Genomic DNA, 20,127 nt, shown 5'->3' with positions numbered 1-20,127 from the left:
AAGTGGCCAAATGATGTAAATCTTACTCGCTTTGGGCGGTCTGGAGACTCGTCCGTAGACTGATGCTCCCGGTAAGTAGTTGATTAGCTTAAGTATTGGCGCTTGGCAGCGCCTTTGGAATACACCCCCGCGTGACGACACGCTCAGCGGTGACCTCAGCCCTCACGCTGCTCCTCCTTTACGTGCCGTCACCTGCCGCGTCCCAGGATGCTCTCCCGCCATCGGGAGCCCCCTCTCAGACGGCCAGGCCGACCTTCCGTTCCGCCGTGGACCTCGTACGGGTTGCGGCGGTCGTCCGAGACAAGCGCGGCCGATTCGCGCGGAATCTCCGGAAGGAAGACTTCGTCGTCCAGGAGGGGGGGACGCGGCGTGACATCATCGATTTCCGGGCGGATGAGAACGCGCCCGTGCGGGTTGCGCTGCTGTTCGACGTGAGCGGGAGCATGCGGCTGTCGAGCCGCCTCGAGGAAGCCAGGCAGGCGGCGCGGCACCTGTTGAGCGCGCTGAACCTGGCCGACGGAACGGACGAAGCGGCGGTCTACAGCTTCGACATGAACCTGCAGTCCCTGCAGCCGTTCACCGCCGACGCGGGAGCGATCGAGAGCGCCATTTCGCGCGTCGTGCCCTACGGGCAGACGTCGCTCTACGACGCGGTGGCCGAGACGGCCGAGGGGGTCGCCAACACGCCGGCCGGAGACCGGCACCGCCGCGCGGTCGTCGTATTCACCGACGGGCTGGACACCAGCAGCCTGCTGAAGCCGGAGCAGGTGTCCGCCGTCGCCAGCGGGATCGACGTGCCGGTGTACGTCGTGACCGTGCTGACCGAAGGGGAGCGCGACCGTGAGGACGCGCGCGAACAGATCGAAGAGAGTCCGCTGCGCTCGCTGGCGCGATGGACCGGCGGCGACCTGTTCATGACCAGTGCGCCGGCGCACGAGAGCATCGCCGCGCGCCAGATCGTAGACGAGCTGCGGCACCAGTACGTGCTCGCCTTTACTGCGTCGGCCCAGCGCGGCTGGCGTCCACTGGACGTGAAGACGAAGGACCGGAATCTTACCGTGCGCGCCAGGAGCGGATACACCACCGGCGCGCGCGCCGGTTCGTAACCCTTTAGAAGCTCTAACGAAGGAGAACTGCGATGAAGAGGTTCGTATCGGCGGTAGTGATTACGGGGCTGGCCGTGGTGGGCACGAGCGCCTGCGCGACCAAGAAGATGGTGCGTCAGCGCGTCGGCGAGGTCGATCAGAAGGTCGACACGCTCTCGCGCTCGGTCGAAGAGACGCAGCAGCGCACGCGCGCCAACGAGGGGCGCATCGGCGAGGTCGATCAGAAGGCACAGGCCGCGGCGCAGAGCGCCCAGGCGGCGAACTCGCGCGCCGAGGAAGCCTACGGCGCCGCCGGCAAGGTGAACGCCCGCGCCGACGCGATCGAAGCGCGCTCCAAGCGGCTGGTCTACGAAGTCGTGATGAGCGAGGACAAGGGCGGGTTCAAGTTCGGCCAGTCGAAGATCCCGGCCGAGATGCAGACCCAGATCGACGAGCTCGTGCAGCAGCTGAAGGCCAACCCGAACGGCGGCTTCATCGAGATCGAAGGGCACACCGACAACGTCGGCGACAAGCTGACGAACTACAAGATCGGCCTGGATCGCGCCGAGGCGGTGAAGCGGTACCTCTATGAGAACCAGCAGATCCCGCTGCACAAGATGAACGTGATCAGCTACGGCGAAGACAAGCCGATCGCGCCGAACAAGACCCGGGACGGCCGCGCCCAGAACCGCCGCGTCGTCATCAAGGTCCTGGCGTAAGCAACCGCCTGCCGCTCACCGCTTGCCGCCCTACCTCGGGAGGCGAGTGAGCGGTCGCGAACGAGCCACGCGAACGAGCCGAGCGGCGCCCTCGACCTTCAGTGGGTGCCGCGAGCGAGAAAGCGTGCAGGGGAGTCCGAGGGGCGAAGCCCCTCGGATAACGAAGGCGGGCCGGATCGGGGACGGATCGCAGGAGACGGCACCGGAATCCTCCGGGGTCGATCCATCGATATAAACGTCAGCACTTTCGCAGGGTGCTTTGCGTTCCGTCCTCGATCCGGCCCGCTTTTGTCTGTACGCGGTCGGTTTCCGGTTTCGGTTTCGGTTTCCGGTTTCGGGTTTCCGGTTTCCGGCTCTGGCTTCCCGCTTCCGGATTCCCGCTTCCCGAACCTCGACCCTCGCCCCTCGCCCCTCGCCCGTGGGGCCAACGGCGGGACCGGCCCCACTTGCCAGCCGTCCACAGGCCTTCTAGGATGCTGCGGTGCACCGCAATCTGCAGGAGGCAACCATGTTCCGCCCATTCCGCGCGGGTCTCGTGTTCGCGCTGCTCGCCGTCGTCTCCGCCGGCGCCGCGGACGGCCCCGTCATCAAGTTCACGGACGTCAAGCTGAAGAACGGGCTTCGGGTGATCATCTCCGAAGACCACACCGCGCCGACCGTGTCGGTGGCGGTGAACTACTACGTCGGGTCGGCGGACGAGCGCAAAGGGCGCACCGGCTTCGCGCACCTGTTCGAGCACATGATGTTCAAGGGATCCGAGAACGTCGGGCCCGGCGAGCATCCCGCGCTCATCTTCACCAACGGCGGGTCGATGAACGGCACCACCAATCAGGACCGCACGCTGTACTACGAGACGGTTCCCGCCAATCAGATCGAGCTGGCGCTGTTCCTCGAAGCGGACCGGATGAAGTCGCTCGACATCAACAAGGCGAACCTCGACAACCAGCGCGGCGCGGTGCAGGAAGAGCGCCGGCTGCGGATGGACAACCAGCCCTACGGCAAGACCTTCGAGGTCACCGGCGAGCAGGCCTACGACAATCCCGCGTACAAGCACTCGGTGATCGGCTCGATGGAAGATCTCAGCGCCGCCAACGTGGACGACGTGGCGACGTTCTTCAAGACCTACTACGCGCCCAACAACGCGGTGCTCTCGATCGTCGGCGACGTCGACACGAAAAAGACGATGGCGCTCATCGAGAAGTACTTCGGCGCGATCGCGCGCCAGCCCGATCCCAAGCGGCCCGACCTGACCGAGCCGCCGCACACCGCGGAGCGCCGCAGCACGATCGAGGACCCGCTGGCGCGCCTGCCGCGGCTCGACGTGTCGTGGATCGTTCCGCCGGCGCAGTCCGCCGACAGCCCGGCGCTCGACGTGCTGTCGGACGTCCTCTCGTCGGGACGCAGCTCGCGCATCAACCAGGTGGTCGTGCGCGAGAAGCAGCTGGCGACCAGCGCCGGCGCGTTCGCCGCCGACAGCAAGGGGCCGGGGCTGTTCAGCGCGTTCGCCATGGTCGCGCCGGGCAAGAAGGTCGAAGAGGTCGAGGCGGCGATCTACGAAGAGATCGAGAAGGTGAAGAACGGGCCGATTGCCGCGTGGGAGATCGAGAAGGCGCACAACGGCGCGCGGCGGAACCAGGCGGCGCAGGCGACGAGCACCCTGGCCCGCGCGGTGCAGCTCGGCGAGTACGCGATGTTCTACAACGACCCGAACCTGATCAACACGCGCACCGACAAGATTCTCAAGGTCACCGCCGCTGACGTGCAGCGCGTCGCGAAGAAGTACCTGACCAGGGAGAACCGTTCGGTCGTGATCACCCTGCCGAAGGCAGCGCCGCCGAAGGGAGGCCAGTAATGAAGCGCCATCTGTTCGCCATCGCACTCGTCGCCGCCCTCGGCGCCTACGTCGAAGGGCAGCAGGCGCCCCCCGGAGGCGCGACCACGAAGGCCGAAGGCACGGTGCTCAAGAACAAGGCGCCGGTCAACAAGGATCTGCTGCGCGTCAAGCTGCCGAAGCCGCAGGAGGCGGATCTCTCGAACGGCGTCCACCTGATCTTCCTCGAGGATCGGCGCACGCCGCAGGTGAACTTCTCGATGATCATCGACGGGGCCGGCGGCTACTACGATCCCGCCGGCATCCCGGGGCTCGCCGGGTTCACCGCGACGCTGATGCGCGAGGGGACGACGACGAAGACCTCGGAGCAGATCTCCGAACAGCTCGATCGTCTGGCGTCGGCGGTCAGCGTCAACTCCGGGATCACGTCGCCGTCCGCGACGGTGAACGGCAACGGACTGACCAACAACATCGACACGGTGCTGGCGTTGATGGCGGACGTGCTGATGAACCCGTCGTTCCCGCAGACGGAGATCGACCGGTTCAAGGCGCGGACGCGGGCGCTTCTGATGCAGCAGCGCACCCAGCCCGGCTTCCTCGCGTCCGAGCGGTTGAACAAGGTGATCTACGGCGACCATCCGATGGCGCGCGTATCCGCGACGCCGGCGTCGCTCGAGGCGCTCACCCGCGACGCGCTGGTCGAGTTCCACAAGACGCATTTCGTGCCCGACCGCGCGGTGCTCGGCGTGACCGGCGACATGACGTTCGAGCAGGTCAAGGCCAAGGCCGAGGCCGCGTTCGCGGGATGGAAGAAGTCGGGCGCGGCGCTGCCGGCGCAGACCGAGGCGGCGGCGCTGTCCGGGCCGAGCGTCTCGCTCGTCGTCCGGCCGAACTCCGTGCAGACCAGCCTGCGTGTCGGCACGCAGAGCATCGAGCGCAAGGACCCCGACTTCTTTCCGCTCACGGTCGCGAACCGCATTCTCGGCGGTCCGTTCGGCCGGCTGTTCGAGCACTTGCGCGAGCAGAAGGGCTACACCTACGGCGCCAATAGCTTCTTCAGTTCCAGCCGGATCCGCGGCGCCTGGACGGCATCGACCGACGTGCGCTCGGAGGTGACGGATCCGGCGCTGACGGACCTGCTCGCCGAGATCAAGCAGATGCGCGACGTCCCGGTGCCGGCGAAAGATCTCGACAACGCCAAACGCGCCATCGTCGGCAGCTTTGCGCTGCTGCTCGAGAACCCCAACGCGATTCTCGCGAACTACATCGATCGGCACTTCTACGGTCTGCCGGCCGATTACTGGGACACCTACGCGTCGAAGATCGAAGCGGTCACCGCCGCTGACGTGCAGCGCGTCGCGCAGAAGTACTGGACGCCGGAGCGGCTGCAGATCGTGGCGGTCGGCGACCTGGCGAAGGTGGAGCCGGCGCTGAAGAAGCTCGGCACCGTCCAGGTCTTCGACGCGGACGGCAATCCAATCAGTAAGTAATTGGGCTGAGACGCGCCGACGGCAGCGGGCCGCCGGCGCGTCTCCGTTCGAGTCAGGCAGCGCCCGCGCTGACGCGCTCCATCGCGGCCGCGAAGGTATCGATCTCCTCGAGCGTGGTGTAGACGTTCGGCGTGACGCGGATCCCGGTGTACTCGGCGTGGTTGATCGGCGTCGCGATGATCCGCCACTTCTCCCAGAGCTGCTGGACCGCCTTGCCCGTGTCCAGGCCAAGCACCTGGACCGTTCCGATCGCGCACGACTGCGCCGGATCCAGGCTGGTGTGGAGGCGGAAGCGCCCGGTCGGCTTCAACCGTTCCGCCCAGCGGTTGCGCAGGTAGCGCAGCCGCGCGGCCTTGCGCTCGCTGCCGATGCCTTCGTGGAAGGTCAGCGCCTCGGCGATGGCGTTGTGGTTCGCCGCCGGGTGCGTGCCGATCTCTTCGAACTTGCGGATGTCCTTCGTGCGGGATGCCGGCGCCGGCGTGAGGCTCCACAGCCCCTCGATGTTCTCGCGTCTGACATAGAGGAAGCCGGTGCCGATCGGCGCCAGGAGCCACTTGTGCAGGCTGGTGCCGTAGTAGTCGCAGCCCAGGTCCGCCAGCGTGAAGGGAAAGTGCGCGAATGCGTGCGCGCCGTCCACGATCGTCTTCACCCCTTTCGCCCTCGCCGCGTCGCAGATCTTCTTCACCGGGAAGATCTGGCCCGTCAGGTTGGTGATGTGGCAGAAGTGGAGGACGCGCGTTTTCGGACCGATCGCCGAGATCAAGCGATCGGCGAGGTCGTCCATCGACGGCGGCGGCACCGGGAAGGAGATCTTCTTCACCGTGATGCCGTCCCGGCGCACGCGCTGGTCCCACGTGTCGAGCATCCGCCCGTAGTCCTGATTCGTCGTGACGACTTCGTCGCCGGCCGCGAGATCGATCCCGAGCTGCGCGATCTGCAGCGCCTCGCTCGCGTTCCGCGTGATCGCCATCTCTTCGGGATCGCAGCCGAACGCGGCGGCGAGCCGCCGCCGGACGCTCTCGATGTTCGGCTCCAGGATCTGCCCCATGTGATACACGGGCGCCTGGTTGGAGAGGTCGAGATACCGTTTCAGCGTCTCGTGGACGACGCGCGGGCTGGGGCAGCAGCCGCCGTTGTTCAAGTTGACGATCGTCCGGTCGAGGGTGAAGGCCTGCTGGATCTCCCGCCAGTAGGCCTCGTCCTTCGCCAGCTCGGCGGCAGATGTGTCGGCCGCTCGTGCCGCCGCGGCGGCGACCCGCGACAGGCTCTCGTTGGTGAACGCGGTCATGGCGACCGCGCCGGACGTACCCGCGCGGAGGAAACGGCGGCGGCTGAGCATGTGCAACTCCTGACGCGCCCAGCCTACTCCCGGTTCTTTTGAGGCACAATACGCTTCACGAGATGTCGTCGTACGGACCTGCCGTGCTCCGGGTTTGCGTCGGAGCGGTGTTCATCGCGCATGGCGCGCGAAAGCTGTTCGGGATCTGGGGCGGTCCGGGGCTGCAGGGCACCGCTGCCATGTTGACCGCCCTGGGCCTGCCGTATCCGCATCCACTGGCGGTCCTGCTTGCCGTCGCCGAGTTCGGCGGCGGCATCCTGCTGGTGCTCGGCGGGCTGACGCGCTGGGCGGCGCTGGCGCTGGCGCTCGACATGGCGGTGGCGATCTGGAAGGTGCACGCCGCCAACGGGTTCTTCCTCGCCGATCGCGCGGCGCGCGGCGGCGGATTCGAATTCGCGATGGTGCTGCTGGCGGCGCTCGTCTGCCTGGCGCTGATCGGGCCGGGCGCGTGGTCGGTCGATCACAGGCGCAGCCAGTCGTTCGAAGCGGCGGCCCGCGGCCGCGCCCGCGCCCGCAAGATGTAGGACAACTGCAGTAAGATTCGCCTGCTCAGAGGTACCCCATGCCGAGACGAAAAGACGAGCCGGGGTTCAGCCGGCGCAGCTTTCTGAAGACGGTCGGCGCGGGCGGCGTGGCGGCCGGCGTGCTCAGCCAGACATCCAACGTCGATGCGCAGGCCGCGAACGTCCACGGGCCGGGCGCGGTTCCGATTTCCCTCAACGTCAACGGCCAGATGGTGCGGCTTCAGGTCGAGCCGCGGGTGACGCTGCTCGACGCGCTGCGCACGCGCGTCACCCCGCCGCTCACCGGCGCGAAACGCGTCTGCGACCGCGGCGCCTGCGGCGCCTGCACCATGATCGCGGACGGCAAGACGATCTACGCCTGCTCCACGCTCGCGATCGAGGCGCAAGGCAGGCGGATCCGCACCGTCGAGAGCTTCACCCAGGGCACGGTGCTGCATCCGGTGCAGCAGGCGTTCTGCGACAAGGACGGCCTGATGTGCGGCTTCTGCACGCCCGGCTTCGTCACGTCCGCGGTGGCGCTGCTCGAGCGCACGCCGAAGCCGACGGTCGAGCAGGCCAGGCGCGCGCTCGACGGCAACATCTGCCGCTGCGGCACGTACGTGCGGGTGCTCGAAGCGACGCTGAATCCGGGAACGGGAGGCACCCGTGGCTGAGCATCCCACCTCCGCTGACACCTCGCAGGGCGGCCAGCAGCAGCCGCCCGCCGCCGCGCAGGCTCCGGCGGCGCCGCCGCGGAACTGGCCGCCGGTCGCCGACCGCGTCCTTCTCGGCAAGTCCATCAAACGGCTCGACGGACCGGACAAGGCGAGCGGCCGCGCCAGGTACACCTACGACCTGATTCGTCCGGGGATGCTGTACGGCGAGATCCTCGGCTCCCCTCACCCGCGCGCGCGCGTCAAGGCGATCGATCTGTCCGCGGCAAAGGCGTTGTCCGGCGTCCGCGCCGTCATCGCGATCAAGGATCCGGTCGACGCGGCGCGATCCGGCATCAACTATCAGGGGGAGGAGGTCGCGGCGGTCGCGGCCACGACCGAAGAGATTGCGCGCGACGCGGTGCGCCTGATCAAAGTGGAGTACGACGTGCTCCAGCCGCTCGCCACCATCGAGCAGGCACGCAACCCGAACACCCCGCCGGCATTTCCCAACGGCAACGTCAGCAAGCCCAACGTCCGCCAGGAGGGGGATGTCGAGGCGGCGCTGAAGACCGCCGCGCACGTCGTCGAAGGGCTGTATCAGACGCAGGTGCAGACGCACACGTCGCTCGAGACGCACGGCGGGATCGCCGAGTGGGACGGCGACAAGCTGACGCTCTTCATCTCGACGCAGGGGATCAACGCGTCGCGGGACGGCATCGCGGACGCGCTGAAGGTGCCCCGCCCGAACGTGCGCGTCGTCACCGAGTACATGGGCGGCGGTTTCGGCAGCAAGCTCGGGGCCGATGTCCAGGTGGTGATCGCCGCGCGGCTGGCGAAGGAGGCGGGCGCGCCGGTGAAGATCATGCTCGACCGCAAGCACGAGCATCTGATCACCGGGAACCGGCCGTCGGCATTCGCGCGCGTGAAAGCGGGGGTCGACGCCGAAGGCAAGTTCGTCGGGTGGGACTCGGAGACGTGGGGCACCGGCGGGGCCGGCGCGGGCGCCGGTTTCTCGGTGCCTTATCCCGTCTACGCGCCGCCGGCCGGCGGCACGTGGGGGTTCGCCAATCGCCGGCAGACGCACGTGGACGTGTACACCAACGCGGGACCGCAGCGGGCCTTCCGCGCCCCCGGCCATCCGCAGGCGTGCTTCATCACCGAGACGGTGATCGACGAGCTCGCCGATCGGCTGCGGCTCGATCCCCTCGAGCTGCGGCTGCGCAACCTCGCGCCTGAAGCGCCGAACGCGCAGTGGCGGAAGTACTTCGCCATGGGCGCCGAGAAGATCGGCTGGAGCCGCCGCCATCCAACCGGTGATGCGGCCGCGGGACCGATCAAGCGCGGTCTGGGCTGCGCCGCCAACGTGTGGGCCGGCGGCGGCAACCGCCAGACCCGCGCCATGTGCGAGATCCACCCGGACGGCAGCGTCATCAACAAGATCGCCACGCAGGACATCGGCACCGGCACCCGCACGCTGGTGGCGATGATCACGGCCGAGACCATGGGGCTGCCGCTCAACGCGGTGACCGCCGCGATCGGCGACACCAGTTATCCCTTCGCCCCGGGCAGCGGCGGCAGCATCACCGTCGGATCGGTGTCGCCGACGGTTCGCGTCTCCGCCGAGAACGCGCTGCGCGAGCTGTTCGCGAGGGTGGCGCCGCAGCTCGAGACGACCCCCGACGCGCTCGAAGCGAAGGGGGGGCGCATCCAGGTGAAGGGCACGCCCGCGAAGGGCATCGCCTGGCGGGACGCGTGCAAGCTGCTCGGGACGACGCCGATCCAGGCCGCCGGGGAGTGGACGCAGGGTCTGTCCGGCGTCGGCACGAGCGGCGTGCAGTTCGCGGACGTCGAAGTCGACATCGAGACCGGCATCACGCGCGTGCGGAAGATCGTCTCCGTGCAGGACTGCGGGATGATCGTCGACCGGCTGACCGCCGAGAGCCAGATGTACGGCGGCATCATCATGGGGCTGGGTTTCGCGCTGTTCGAGAACCGCATCCTCGATCGCAACACCGCGCAGATGGTCAACCCGAACATGGAGTGGTATCTGGTGCCGGGGATTTCCGACATCCCGGCGATCGACGTGACGCTCGTCGATCAGCCGGAGCGCGGCGTCATCGGGCTCGGCGAGCCGCCCGTGATCTCGACCGCCGCCGCGATCGCCAACGCCGTGTCGAACGCGACCGGCGTCCGGATCCGCAAGCTGCCCGTCACGCCGGATACCGTGCTGGCCGCGCTGCAGCAGGAGCGCGCGGGAGGGACGCTGTGAAGCCCTTTGCTTACGTCAACGCCGCGAACGAGAAGGAAGCGATCGCCGCGCTCGGAACGGAACGCGGCAGGATCCTGCCGCTCGCCGGCGGGATGGATCTGCTGGCGCTGATGAAGGACTACATCGCCCAGCCGGACCGCCTGGTCAACGTCAAGAACCTCGATCGCACGATCGCGCGGACGCCTGACGGCGGTCTGCGCATCGGCGCCGCGGTGACCATCGCGGATCTCGCCGCGCACGCCGACGTCGCGCGGATGTATCCGGCGCTGTCGCAGGCGGCCGCCGACGTGGGCACGCCGCAGATCCGCAACGCCGGGACGGTGGGCGGGAACATCAATCAGCGTCCGCGCTGCTGGTACTTCCGCAACGAGGAATTCGCGTGCCTCAAGAAGGGCGGCTCGCGCTGCTTCGCGGTGGACGGCGAGAACCAGTACCACGCGATTTTCGGACCCGGTCCGTGCCACATCGTGCACCCGTCGAGTCTGGCGGTGCCGGCGGTGGCGCTCGCGGCCCGGATGCGCGTGGCCGGGCCGGCCGGCGAGCGTGAGGTTCCGGCGGACCAGTACTTCCTGATGCCCGATCGGAACCTGTTCGGCGAGACGGTGCTGCAGCCCAACGAGCTGATGACGCACCTGTTGCTGCCGGCGCCGGCGGCGGTCAAGAGCGCGACGTACGAGGTCCGCTTCAAGCAGTCGCACGACTGGCCGATCGCCACGGCGACCGCGGCGCTCGACATCAACGGCCGCACCGTCCGCGGCGCCCGCATCGTCATGGGATCGGTCGCGCCGATTCCGTGGCGCGCCGAGGCGGCCGAGCGCGTCCTCGCCGGCAAGGCGATTACCGAGCAGACGGCGATGGAAGCGGCGGATGCGGCGGTGCAGAGCGCCAAAGCCATGTCGCAGAATGCCTACAAGATCCAGATCGCGCGTACCGCGGTGAAGCGGGCGATCATGGTTGCCGCCGGGCTGAAGGGGAACTGGGCATGAACACCCTGCACTCACGTCACGTCGGTCCGGCGCAGTGCGCCAAGCTCCGGCACAAGGGGATGTACGCCGAAGCCGACTCGCATCCGGAAGAGATGGCGCGGTACCAGGATCCGATCCCGGCCACCGCCTTCTGGTGCGCCTGCACGCAGAAGAACTTCGGGCCCGATGGGATGCCGGTGAATGCCGAAGCCTGCGCGACCGGCAGAGGTTGCTGCGAGCATTAGCGATCTCCGGGCGAATCGCCCCACGCTACAATTGATACGAAGAGGCTCTATGAAGAAGACGCTGATTACCGCGTTCATCGCCGCAGCACCCGCCCTGCTCGCCGCCGCGGGCAACACCGCCGTTACCGGCGACTACGTCGAGGCGCGGACCGCGGAGGTCTTCGCCGGCGGCTGTATCCAGGGCAGCGAGGGCGAGGCGCTCGGGCGTGAAGCGATTCTGGCGTGGCGCGTCGGCAGCGGACAGGTCGACGGCGTCCCGCTCGACGGGCTGTCGGTCGTCGCGGTGGTGGCCAGCGACCTGAACCTGAGCACGCACGAAATCGGCGGCGCCAGACCGCAGAGGATCCGCACCGCGATCCGCGTCGACGCCCGCGCCACCGAAGCGCAGCGCACCGCGCTCGTCGCGATGGCGAAGTCGCTCTCCCCTGTCGTCCGCGACATCGTCGACGTCAAGGCCGTACCGATCTCGTTCACCCGCGACGCCGACCGGTTCGCCGTCACCGCCGGCGAGGCCTCGCTCGAGGTCGCGACGAAGATGGATCACTCGCCGAACTGCGGCGCGATGCGCTGGTACGATCCGCTCGCGAAGACGACGCAGACCGCGATGGGCCACACCAACGCGGAGGCATGGTCGGGGACGTCGCTCGGGACGCAGTGGTCGATGGGCGACAAGCGCGCCTCGTTCTACGGCGCCTTCGAGCTGAAATGATCGCGACGCATGCTGCTCGCGGTTGCGCTGTTCCTTCTCCAATCCACTGCTGACCTCTCGGCCGCGAAACACAGCGAGGCGCTGCCGCCGCAACTGGCGCCGCTGGTAGCGGCGCAGCTCTCGGCGGGCGGCGTCCGTGCAAGTGTGGGGGCGAACGCGCTCTCTTTCTGGTTCGTCAAGCAGCTCGCGGCGGCATCCTGGAGCGAGCTGAAGGAAGGCACGCTCCTCGGCGCCGTCCGGATCGACAAGGACTTCCGCGACATCCGCGGCCGGGTCGTGAAGGCGGGCACCTTCACCCTGCGCTATGGAATCCAGCCGGCGAACGGCGATCACCTGGGTGTCTCGCCCTTCCGTGAGTTCCTCCTGCTGTCTCCCGCCGCCCTCGACACCGATCCCGCCCCGCGCGGCCACGATGGGACGGTCGAGATCTCCAAGGAGGCGATCGGCGGCTCGCACCCCGCAGTGCTGAGCGTCGATCCGCCGGCCGCCCAGGCGCCGCCGCTGTCCGTCGTGACGACGGAGCTGGGGCACAAAGCGATCGTGCTGGAAGTCCCCGCCGCCGGCGCCAGCCTGCGGTTCGGCCTCGTCCTGATCGGTAAAATCGAAGCCTGACGGATGCAGATCCTTGGAGGGGCCGCCCTCATCACGGGCGGAAAGCGAATCGGTGCGTCAGTCGCCCGCGCGCTCGCGGCGGCGGGGATGGACGTCGCCCTGTCGTTCAACCGCTCTCGAACCGAGGCGGAAGCGGCCGCGGCCGACATCGTCGCGGCCGGCCGCCGGGCGCACATCGCGGCCGCGGACCTGGGGGATCCCGCCGCGTGCCGCGCGCTCGTGGACGGGACCGCCGAGGCGTTCGGCCGCCTCGACGTGCTGATCAACATGGCGTCGGTGTACACCGCCGTCAAGTTCGACGAAACCGACGAGCGGGTCTGGCACGCGGCGATGGACGTCGATCTGCGCGCCGCGTTCCTCTGCGCGCGGGCGGCGGTGCCGCACATGCGCCGGCGCGGCGGCGGCCGCATCGTCAATTTCGCCGATTGGGTCGCGGCGAGCGGCCGTCCGCGGTATCCCGGATACCTCCCCTACTACGTCGCCAAGGCGGGAGCGATCGCGCTCACCGAAGCGCTCGCGCTGGAACTTGCGCCCGACAACATCCTCGTCAACGCCATCGCCCCCGGGCCGATCGTCGCGCCGCCGGGCACGAGCGAGGAGGAGGTGCGGGCGGTGGAGAAGGCGACGCCGCTGGGACGGTGGGGCGGCCCCGAGGCGATCGTCCGTACCGTGATATTCCTTCTGGAAGCCGACTTCGTCACCGGCGAAACCATTCGCGTCGACGGCGGACGCCACGTCAAATAGGCAGAGCTCATGAGCGCGCTGAGAAAGCTCGAAACCGGTGTCCCCGGACTCGACATCCTGACTCTCGGAGGGATCCCCGAAGGACGATCGACGCTGATCGTCGGCAAGAGCGGCACGGGCAAGACCGTGGTGGGGCTTCAGATCGCGGGCAACCTCGCGCGGCAGGGGACGCCGACGATCGTGCTCGCCGTCGAAGAGACCCCCGAAGACCTGCAGGACAGCGGCGACGCGCTGTCGCTCGGGATTTCGCGGCTCGTCAAGGAGAAGAAGCTGCATTTCGCGAACATCGGCCGTCCGATGGACGGGCCGACGATCGTGTCCGGCGATTACGACCTGTTCGGGCTGGTCCACCGCGTCGAGGCGATGGTCAAGGAGACGGGCGCCAAGGCGATCGTCCTCGATTCAGCGACGGCGCTGTTCAGCCCGCGGCCGGCGCCCGAAGCGCTGCGCAGCCACTTCTTCCATCTCGTTTATACGTTTCGCACGCTCGGACTGACCGCGATCATCCTGGCGGAGTCCGCGGCGGACTACGGTCCGCTGACGACGATGGGGGTCGAGGACTACGTCTGCGATCTCACCCTCGTGCTGCGCAACATCGTCGACGGCGACAGGCGGCGGCGATCGATCGAAGTGAACAAGTACCGCCGCAGCGCGCACTACAAAGGGGAGTATCCCTGCACCGTCACGAGCCGCGGCCTCGCCGTGTTTCCGCTCGACGCCAAGGAGCATCCGGCCGACGCCAACGTCGAACGATACTCGAGCGGCGTCCAGGGGCTCGACGCGCTGACGCACGGCGGCTGGCTGCGCAACTCGATCATCATCGTGCGCGGACCGACCGGCAGCGGCAAGACGATGCTCGCCGGCTTGTACGCCCGGGCCGGCGCCGCCCGCGGCGAGCGCGTCGTGTACTACGGCTTCGAAGAGACCCGCCCGATTCTGCTGCGCAACTACCGCGAGATCGGCATGCCGATGGAGAAGTTCATCGAGGCCGGCAATCTCAAGGTGATCTGCCGTTACCCCGAGGCGACGAGCCTGGAGGATCTGCTGGTCGATCTGCGCCTCGGGCTCGAGGAGCTGAAGCCGTCGCTCATCGTCCTCGACAGCATCTCGTCGATCGAGCACGCCTCGTCGGAGAAGGGGTTCCGGCAGTTCATGATCGGCGTCGCCGCCATCCTGCGCGAGCATGGGCGCAGCGCGTTCATCACCCAGACGACGCAGGGAAACAGCGTGGAGCACACCGCGCCGTATCTGTCGACGATCGCCGATGTCATCCTGGTGCTCGATTACACCCTCGACAGCTACGAGATGAACCGCACCATGCGGCTGATCAAGATGCGCGGGTCGGATCACGAGAGCAATCCCTACCGGCTCGATATCGAACCCGGCGGCCTCCGGGTGACCAAGATGACCCCCGCGGAAGCGGCGCGCGTCAACGAGCACCATCGCCGTACGACGGACTGACACGGCGAAAGGTCATCTGTATCGGCAGTAGACGGCGAAGGGAAGCCGGTTACCCACTCCTGTTTCAAATCGAACGATTTCAATCGGTTACGGGATCGAGCGGATCCGGCAACCGATTTGCTCTCAGGGGAGTCAGGGTAGCGCGTATGGAAGGAACATCCCGACCGGGTGGCAGCGGCGCGAACACGTGGGACTTCTCGGGGCACGAGGATCGGCTCGCCCTGCCGACCGTTCTCCTGGTCGAAGACGACCGCGACATCCGCGAGATGATCGCCACGCTGCTGGACATGTCCGGCTTCGCCGTCATTGCCTGCGACACCGCGGAGTGCGGCCTCAATGCGCTGCGCGAGCAGGAATTCGACTTGATCCTGACCGACTATGCGCTGCCGCGGCAATCGGGCTTGTGGCTGTTGCAGGAAGCCGAGTCCGAAGGGCTGATACAGGGGACGCCGGTCCTGATTGTCACCGCGCACCCGCACGTCGAAACCGACGCCGCTTACGAGGTCATTTACAAGCCGTTCGATCTCGACGAGTTGATCGAGCGGGTGCGGCAGCGGATGGAAGGGGGGAACGGGACCCGCCGGCGCCGCGCCTCGATGCCGCCCGCGACTCGTCCCGGCATGATCGGCGATACCGGCGGCGGCGATCCCCCCGACTGCCCGGAGCCGGTCGATCTGATCCTCTACATCAGCTCACGCTCTCCGCGATCGTCTGCCGCGGTCAAGACGATCCGCAAGGTGCTGGAGCGTTACAGTTCGTCGCGGGTGAAATTGACCGTGTGCAACCTGTCGGAGAACCCGAACGCGGGCGTGGAAGACTCCGTGGCCTTCACGCCGACGCTCGTCCGCCGGAGTCCCGGGCCGCGGACGTTCATCCTCGGGCACATCACGAGCCCGGAGCTGCTGCTGGAGCTGCTGGCCGACTGTGAATCGGAGCCGAACTGAAGAGCGCGCGCATCGATTCCAGCGCGCCGGTCAGCTCGCGCCGGTCGCGGGCGAAGCAGAAGCGCACGTAGCCTTCGCCGGTGGCGCCGAAGTCCACGCCCGGAACGCACCCGATCCGGCCGCGCGAGATGAGGTACTCGGTCATCGACCAGGAAATCGATTCCCTGGCGCCACCCGGCGGCGCCCACGACGGGTCGATGCGCAGGAACGCGTAGAAGGCGCCGCGCGGCGGTTCGCCGGTGAGCACGCCGCCGGCGCTGGCGCGAATCCCGTCGTAGAACAGGTCGCGGCGCGCCTGCAGCTCCGTGCGGAACTGCGCCACGGCCTCCTGCGATCCCTCGAGCGCGCCGATGCCGCCGAACTGCACCACCGAGGCGATGTTGCTGGCGGTGTAGAACAGCGCCTTCTTCATCCGGTCGCGCAGCTGCGCGTCCCTGGCGGCGACGTATCCGAGCCGCAGCCCCGTCATCGCGTAGGTCTTGCTGAAGGTGTAGAGCGAAATCGTCCGCTCGTACATGCCCGGCAGCGACGCCGGACTCACGTGCTCCGCGGCGTCGAAGATCACATCCTCGTAGGCTTCGTCGGAGAGGATCCACAGCCCATGCCGCCCGGCCAGCGCCGCGATCGCTTCGATATCGGCCCGGCCCAGCACGCCTCCGGTGGGGTTGTGCGGCGAATTGAGGTAGATGGCGCGCGTCTTCGGCGTGATCTTGGCGGCGAGCTCGTCGAGATCGTAGCGCCACCCGAGCGGCTCGCGCAGCGGGCACGGCACCGGCACGCCGCGCGCGAGTTTGATGTTGCCGGCGCACGGCGGCCACTCGGGATCGGGAACGATGACCTCATCGCCGGGCTCGAGCAGCGCCTGGCAGGCGATGAACAGGGCGTGGATGCCGCCGGTCGTCACCATGATCTCGTCGGGCGAGCCGACCGGAATGCCGTTGCGAGTCCGCAGCTTCCCGGCCAGCAGTTCGAGCAGGCGCGGCAGTCCCGTGGTCTGCAGGTAATGACTGCGGTTCTCGTCGATCGCCCGCCGCATCGCGTGCTTGACGGTGTCGGGCGCGTCGAAGCTCACGTCCCCCTGGTCGAGACGGAACGGATCCTCGACGCTGTACATCATGTCGCGGATGCGGATGATGCCGGAGAACGGGACGGTGTCGAGAAACTCACCCATGGGCTGATCCTACCAACTAGACGAGCGCCAGCACACGCTCCAATGTCGCCGCGGCTCGTGAAACCGGCAGGTTGCTGACGTAGAAATGCCGGACACCGGCGGCGGTCAGCTCGCGTATCGAGCGGGCGCAGATCGCGTCGGGCGTCGCTCCGGCGGCGAACTCACGCCGCAGTTCCTCGACCGGCACGGGCAGGAACTGCCGCAGGGTTTCGAGCGTGCGGACGTTGGCGGACCGGTAATAGAAGATGCCGAACATTCCCGGCAGCGCCAGCTTGCGCCGTTCCGCTTCGGCGAGGAACGCTTCGACCGCCGGCCGGCTGTGATGCGAGACGATCTGCGTGAGGTAGAACTCCGCGGTCACGCGGTCCTCGAGCAGGTGCTGCACCTGTGCGGCCGCATTCGAGTGAGGGTTGGCCCACCCGCCGAGCCCGAGCTGCCCGTCCTGGGCGCGGATCATCTCACGCAGCTGCCAGGCGTGCTCCACGCAGCGCGGCGGACCCACGTGCTTGTCGCCCCCCAGCACCACCAGCGTCTCGAACCCGTGTTGCTGCGCGCGATCCGCGTACGACAAGCAGAAGTCCGCGGTGTGCTTGCACGTCAGGAACGGGACGACGCGCGAGCGCGGCACGTCGGTGCCGAGATTGATCACCAGGTGCCGCAGGTTGTCCTCTTCCTTCAGACCGACGGCGCTGTCGGTCAGGAAGACGAACGTGCCCTTGCGCGTCAGACCGCGCACCGCGTGGTAGGTGTCGATCCACGCGTCCATGCTCGCCGCGGTCTCCAGTTCCGCGCGCGGCGGGCGCAGCTCGACGGCAATCACCTGCCCGGCGGTATTGAGTTGATCGACCAGCAAGCTCACCCGTGATACCTCGCCACCTTGGCGTCCCGCCTCCGCCGCGAAGCGGCTGCAGCAGGCAAACTCATATACTAGCGTTTCTGTGCCCGCTGACCGAGCCGCGCTGGAGCGGCTGCACGCGATCCCGCGTCTTCCGTTGCCGTGGTCCCCTCCCGCCATCGAGGATCTCGCCCGGCTGGCCCGGACGCTGGGCGTCGACGCCTCGCTGGTCGTCAAGCGTGACGACGCGATCCCGATCGGGTTCGGCGGGAACAAGATCCGCAAGCTCCAGATTGTCGCGGCGCAGGCGCTCGCCGCCGGCTGCGACACGCTGATCACGACCGGCGGCGTGCAGTCGAATCACGCGCGCGCCACGGCCGCGATCGCCGCCCGGCTCGGGCTGCGATGCGTTCTGGTGGCGAACGGCACGCCGCAGGACCGTCCCACCGGCAACGCGCTGCTCGATCGCCTGCTCGGCGCCGAGATCCGCTACGTCGCGTCGCGCGAGGCGCGCGTCCCGGCCATGGAGCAGGCGGCCGGGGAGCTGCGGGCCGGGGGGCGCCACCCGTTCGTCATCCCGCTCGGCGCGTCCACGGCGCATGGCGCTGCCGCGTATGCGCTGGCGATTGCCGAGCTTCTCACCCAGATGCCGGCGCCCGACACCATCGTCCTCGCGACGTCGTCGGGCGGCACGCAGGCCGGAATCGTCGCCGGCTGCGCGCTGCACGGGCTCGCGACGAGGGTGATCGGCATCAGCGCCGACGATCCGGCGGCGGCGATTGCCGCCGAGATCCGGCGGATCCTCGCGGATCTCGAGCGCCTGATCGGTGTCAGCGCCGGGCGGCTCGCGAACGCGCGTCTCGAGATAGACGACGGGTTCGTCGGCGCAGGGTACGGCGTGCCGACTGCGGAATCCACGGCGGCGATCGAAGCCTGCGCGCGTTCGGAAGCGCTGTTCCTCGATCCCACGTACACGGCAAAGGCGATGGCCGGGTTGATCGCGCGCGCGCGGCGCGGCGAGCTGGCGCGCGGCATCACGCTCTTCTGGCACACGGGAGGACAGGTGGGGTTGTTCGCATGATTTCGCTGACGTTTCTCGGCGCGGCGCGGACGGTGACCGGCTCGAAGTACCTCGTGGAAGCCGGCGGCGCCCGCATTCTCGTCGATGCCGGCCTGTTCCAGGGGCTCAAGGAGCTGCGGCTCCGCAACTGGGCCGACTTTCCCATACCGGCGTCGAGCATCCAGGCGATCGTCCTGACGCACGCGCATCTGGATCACTGCGGCTACCTGCCGCGTCTCGTCTCGCAGGGGTTCAAGGGGCGGGTCTTCTGCACGCAAGGCACCCAGGATCTCTGCCGCATCGTGCTCCCCGACTCGGGCCGCATCCACGAAGAGGACGCCGAGTATGCGAACCGGCGCGGCTTTTCGAAGCACGCGCCGGCGCTGCCGCTCTATCGCGAAGTCGATGCGCTCCGCGCCGTGTCGCAGCTGCAGCCCATCGGCTACGAACGCCCGGTGCCGGTCGCCAGCGGAATCGAAGTGGAGTTCATCAACGCCGGACACCTGCTCGGTTCGGCGTTCCTCCGGATGAAGATCGACGGCCGGACGATCGTGTTCGGCGGCGACCTGGGGCGGTTCGGACGCCCGGTGCTGCCGGATCCGACGATGGTGGAGGCGGCGGACTTCCTGCTGGTGGAATCCACCTATGGCGATCGCGAGCACGCGCAGGACGACGACGGCGTCCGCCTCGAACAGATCGTCAAGGACACCGCGGCGCGCGGCGGAAAGCTGATCATTCCGGCGTTCGCCATCGGGCGCGTCGAGGAGCTGCTCTACTGGGTCAAGCGGCTCGAGGAGGAGAAGCGGATTCCGGTGCTGCCGGTTTTCGTCGACAGCCCGATGGCGGCCGCGGCGCTTCAGCGCTACAGCGAGCGGGTGCACGAACTCGATCCCGAGATGCATCCGGAGGAGCGCGACGACAAGGCGCCGCTCGATGCGGCGGCGCCTCACTCCGAGAGCGTCCGGCGCAAGATCGCGCGGCAGGAGCGCGAGATGTGCGCCTTCTGCACCGAACGCTTCCACGTGATCGCCAACGTCGAAGAATCGAAGCAGCTGACCGCTTCGCAGGCCCCCGCGATCGTGATTTCCGCCAGCGGAATGGCGGAAGGCGGGCGGGTGCTGCACCACCTGAAGGCGGCGCTGCCGAACCGGCAGAACACGGTGCTCTTCGCCGGGTATCAGGGGGCCGGCACGCGCGGGCGCCGGCTCGTCGACGGCGAGAAGAGCATCAAGATCCACGGCCAGTGGGTGCCGGTGGCGGCACGCATCGAGCGCATCGATTCGATGTCGGCGCATGCCGATGCCGGCGAGATCATGCGCTGGCTCGGCGGTTTCAAGGCGGCGCCGGCGCACACCTTCATCGTTCACGGCGAGCCGGCGGCGCAGGACGCGCTCGCCGCGCGCATCCAGCGGGAGCTCGGCTGGCAGGCGCACGCGCCGGAGCACGGGGAGCGGCAGGAGTTGTAGGCGCGGGCCGGTTAAGATCGATC

General features: G+C 68.3%; 19 protein-coding genes. 16 read left to right on the top strand and 3 right to left on the bottom strand.

Annotated features, from left to right (window positions below):
* The first annotated feature begins 131 nt into the window (after positions 1-131).
* The 4 genes from VFK57_14095 (at position 132) to VFK57_14080 (ending at position 5,125) form a co-directional block, all read left to right on the top strand.
* Positions 132-1,106, top strand: a complete 975-nt coding sequence (locus VFK57_14095) for a VWA domain-containing protein (protein ID HET7696841.1) — start codon at positions 132-134, stop codon at positions 1,104-1,106.
* Positions 1,107-1,138: 32 nt separating this feature from the next.
* Complete coding sequence (locus VFK57_14090) at positions 1,139-1,804, top strand: OmpA family protein (protein HET7696840.1); 666 nt, start codon at positions 1,139-1,141, stop codon at positions 1,802-1,804.
* A 508-nt stretch (positions 1,805-2,312) separates the two neighbouring features.
* A complete protein-coding gene (locus VFK57_14085; GenBank protein ID HET7696839.1) occupies positions 2,313-3,656 on the top strand; it encodes a pitrilysin family protein in 1,344 nt (447 codons plus the stop codon).
* Positions 3,656-5,125, top strand: coding sequence for a pitrilysin family protein (locus VFK57_14080; protein ID HET7696838.1), 1,470 nt, complete (start codon positions 3,656-3,658; stop codon positions 5,123-5,125). Before VFK57_14085 ends, VFK57_14080 begins: the two co-directional genes overlap by 1 nt.
* Before the next feature lie 52 nt (positions 5,126-5,177).
* On the opposite strand, the gene VFK57_14075 is transcribed toward VFK57_14080, so the two are convergent.
* The gene (locus VFK57_14075; GenBank protein ID HET7696837.1) at positions 5,178-6,464 is read right to left on the bottom strand and encodes an aminotransferase class V-fold PLP-dependent enzyme; all 1,287 of its coding nucleotides are present in this window, start codon (positions 6,462-6,464) and stop codon (positions 5,178-5,180) included.
* An 83-nt stretch (positions 6,465-6,547) separates the two neighbouring features.
* On the opposite strand from VFK57_14075, the gene VFK57_14070 reads away from it, so the two are divergent.
* The 10 genes from VFK57_14070 (at position 6,548) to VFK57_14025 (ending at position 15,572) form a co-directional block, all read left to right on the top strand.
* Entirely contained in the window at positions 6,548-6,988 is a 441-nt protein-coding gene (locus tag VFK57_14070; GenBank protein ID HET7696836.1) for a DoxX family protein, read from the top strand.
* 38 nt (positions 6,989-7,026) lie between these two features.
* Positions 7,027-7,641: a (2Fe-2S)-binding protein gene (locus VFK57_14065; protein HET7696835.1), complete on the top strand. Its 615-nt coding sequence runs from the start codon at positions 7,027-7,029 to the stop codon at positions 7,639-7,641.
* Positions 7,634-9,892 carry a xanthine dehydrogenase family protein molybdopterin-binding subunit gene (locus VFK57_14060; protein ID HET7696834.1) on the top strand — a complete coding sequence of 753 codons (2,259 nt, stop codon included), beginning with the start codon at positions 7,634-7,636 and terminating at the stop codon, positions 9,890-9,892. Before VFK57_14065 ends, VFK57_14060 begins: the two co-directional genes overlap by 8 nt.
* Positions 9,889-10,878 carry an FAD binding domain-containing protein gene (locus tag VFK57_14055; protein ID HET7696833.1) on the top strand — a complete coding sequence of 330 codons (990 nt, stop codon included), beginning with the start codon at positions 9,889-9,891 and terminating at the stop codon, positions 10,876-10,878. Before VFK57_14060 ends, VFK57_14055 begins: the two co-directional genes overlap by 4 nt.
* Positions 10,875-11,102, top strand: coding sequence for a hypothetical protein (locus tag VFK57_14050; protein HET7696832.1), 228 nt, complete (start codon positions 10,875-10,877; stop codon positions 11,100-11,102). Before VFK57_14055 ends, VFK57_14050 begins: the two co-directional genes overlap by 4 nt.
* A 49-nt stretch (positions 11,103-11,151) precedes the next feature.
* Complete coding sequence (locus VFK57_14045; protein HET7696831.1) at positions 11,152-11,811, top strand: DUF1326 domain-containing protein; 660 nt, start codon at positions 11,152-11,154, stop codon at positions 11,809-11,811.
* A gap of 9 nt (positions 11,812-11,820) precedes the next feature.
* Positions 11,821-12,423 carry a hypothetical protein gene (locus VFK57_14040; GenBank protein HET7696830.1) on the top strand — a complete coding sequence of 201 codons (603 nt, stop codon included), beginning with the start codon at positions 11,821-11,823 and terminating at the stop codon, positions 12,421-12,423.
* A 3-nt stretch (positions 12,424-12,426) separates the two neighbouring features.
* A complete protein-coding gene (locus VFK57_14035; protein HET7696829.1) occupies positions 12,427-13,167 on the top strand; it encodes an SDR family oxidoreductase in 741 nt (246 codons plus the stop codon).
* Positions 13,168-13,176: 9 nt separating this feature from the next.
* The gene (gene kaiC / locus VFK57_14030; protein ID HET7696828.1) at positions 13,177-14,628 is read left to right on the top strand and encodes a circadian clock protein KaiC; all 1,452 of its coding nucleotides are present in this window, start codon (positions 13,177-13,179) and stop codon (positions 14,626-14,628) included.
* Positions 14,629-14,774: 146 nt separating this feature from the next.
* On the top strand, positions 14,775-15,572 hold the full coding sequence (locus VFK57_14025) for a response regulator (protein ID HET7696827.1): 798 nt from the start codon (positions 14,775-14,777) through the stop codon (positions 15,570-15,572).
* On the opposite strand, the gene VFK57_14020 is transcribed toward VFK57_14025, so the two are convergent.
* Both VFK57_14020 and VFK57_14015 read right to left on the bottom strand, forming a co-directional pair.
* Complete coding sequence (locus tag VFK57_14020) at positions 15,514-16,743, bottom strand: pyridoxal phosphate-dependent aminotransferase (GenBank protein ID HET7696826.1); 1,230 nt, start codon at positions 16,741-16,743, stop codon at positions 15,514-15,516. The two genes, VFK57_14025 and VFK57_14020, sit on opposite strands and share 59 nt — an antisense overlap.
* 16 nt (positions 16,744-16,759) lie before the next feature.
* Positions 16,760-17,602, bottom strand: a complete 843-nt coding sequence (locus tag VFK57_14015; protein ID HET7696825.1) for a hypothetical protein — start codon at positions 17,600-17,602, stop codon at positions 16,760-16,762.
* 79 nt (positions 17,603-17,681) lie between these two features.
* On the opposite strand from VFK57_14015, the gene VFK57_14010 reads away from it, so the two are divergent.
* Positions 17,682-18,659 (top strand): pyridoxal-phosphate dependent enzyme, encoded by a 978-nt coding sequence (locus VFK57_14010; GenBank protein ID HET7696824.1) that lies wholly within the window; start codon positions 17,682-17,684, stop codon positions 18,657-18,659.
* Positions 18,656-20,104, top strand: coding sequence for an MBL fold metallo-hydrolase (locus tag VFK57_14005; protein HET7696823.1), 1,449 nt, complete (start codon positions 18,656-18,658; stop codon positions 20,102-20,104). Before VFK57_14010 ends, VFK57_14005 begins: the two co-directional genes overlap by 4 nt.
* The last annotated feature ends 23 nt before the right edge of the window (positions 20,105-20,127 follow it).

The sequence above is a fragment of the Vicinamibacterales bacterium genome, assembly GCA_035699745.1.
Taxonomy (GTDB): domain Bacteria; phylum Acidobacteriota; class Vicinamibacteria; order Vicinamibacterales; family 2-12-FULL-66-21; genus JAICSD01.
Note: the sequence above shows the minus strand (reverse complement) of the source record. Positions and strands in the feature narration are given on the sequence as shown.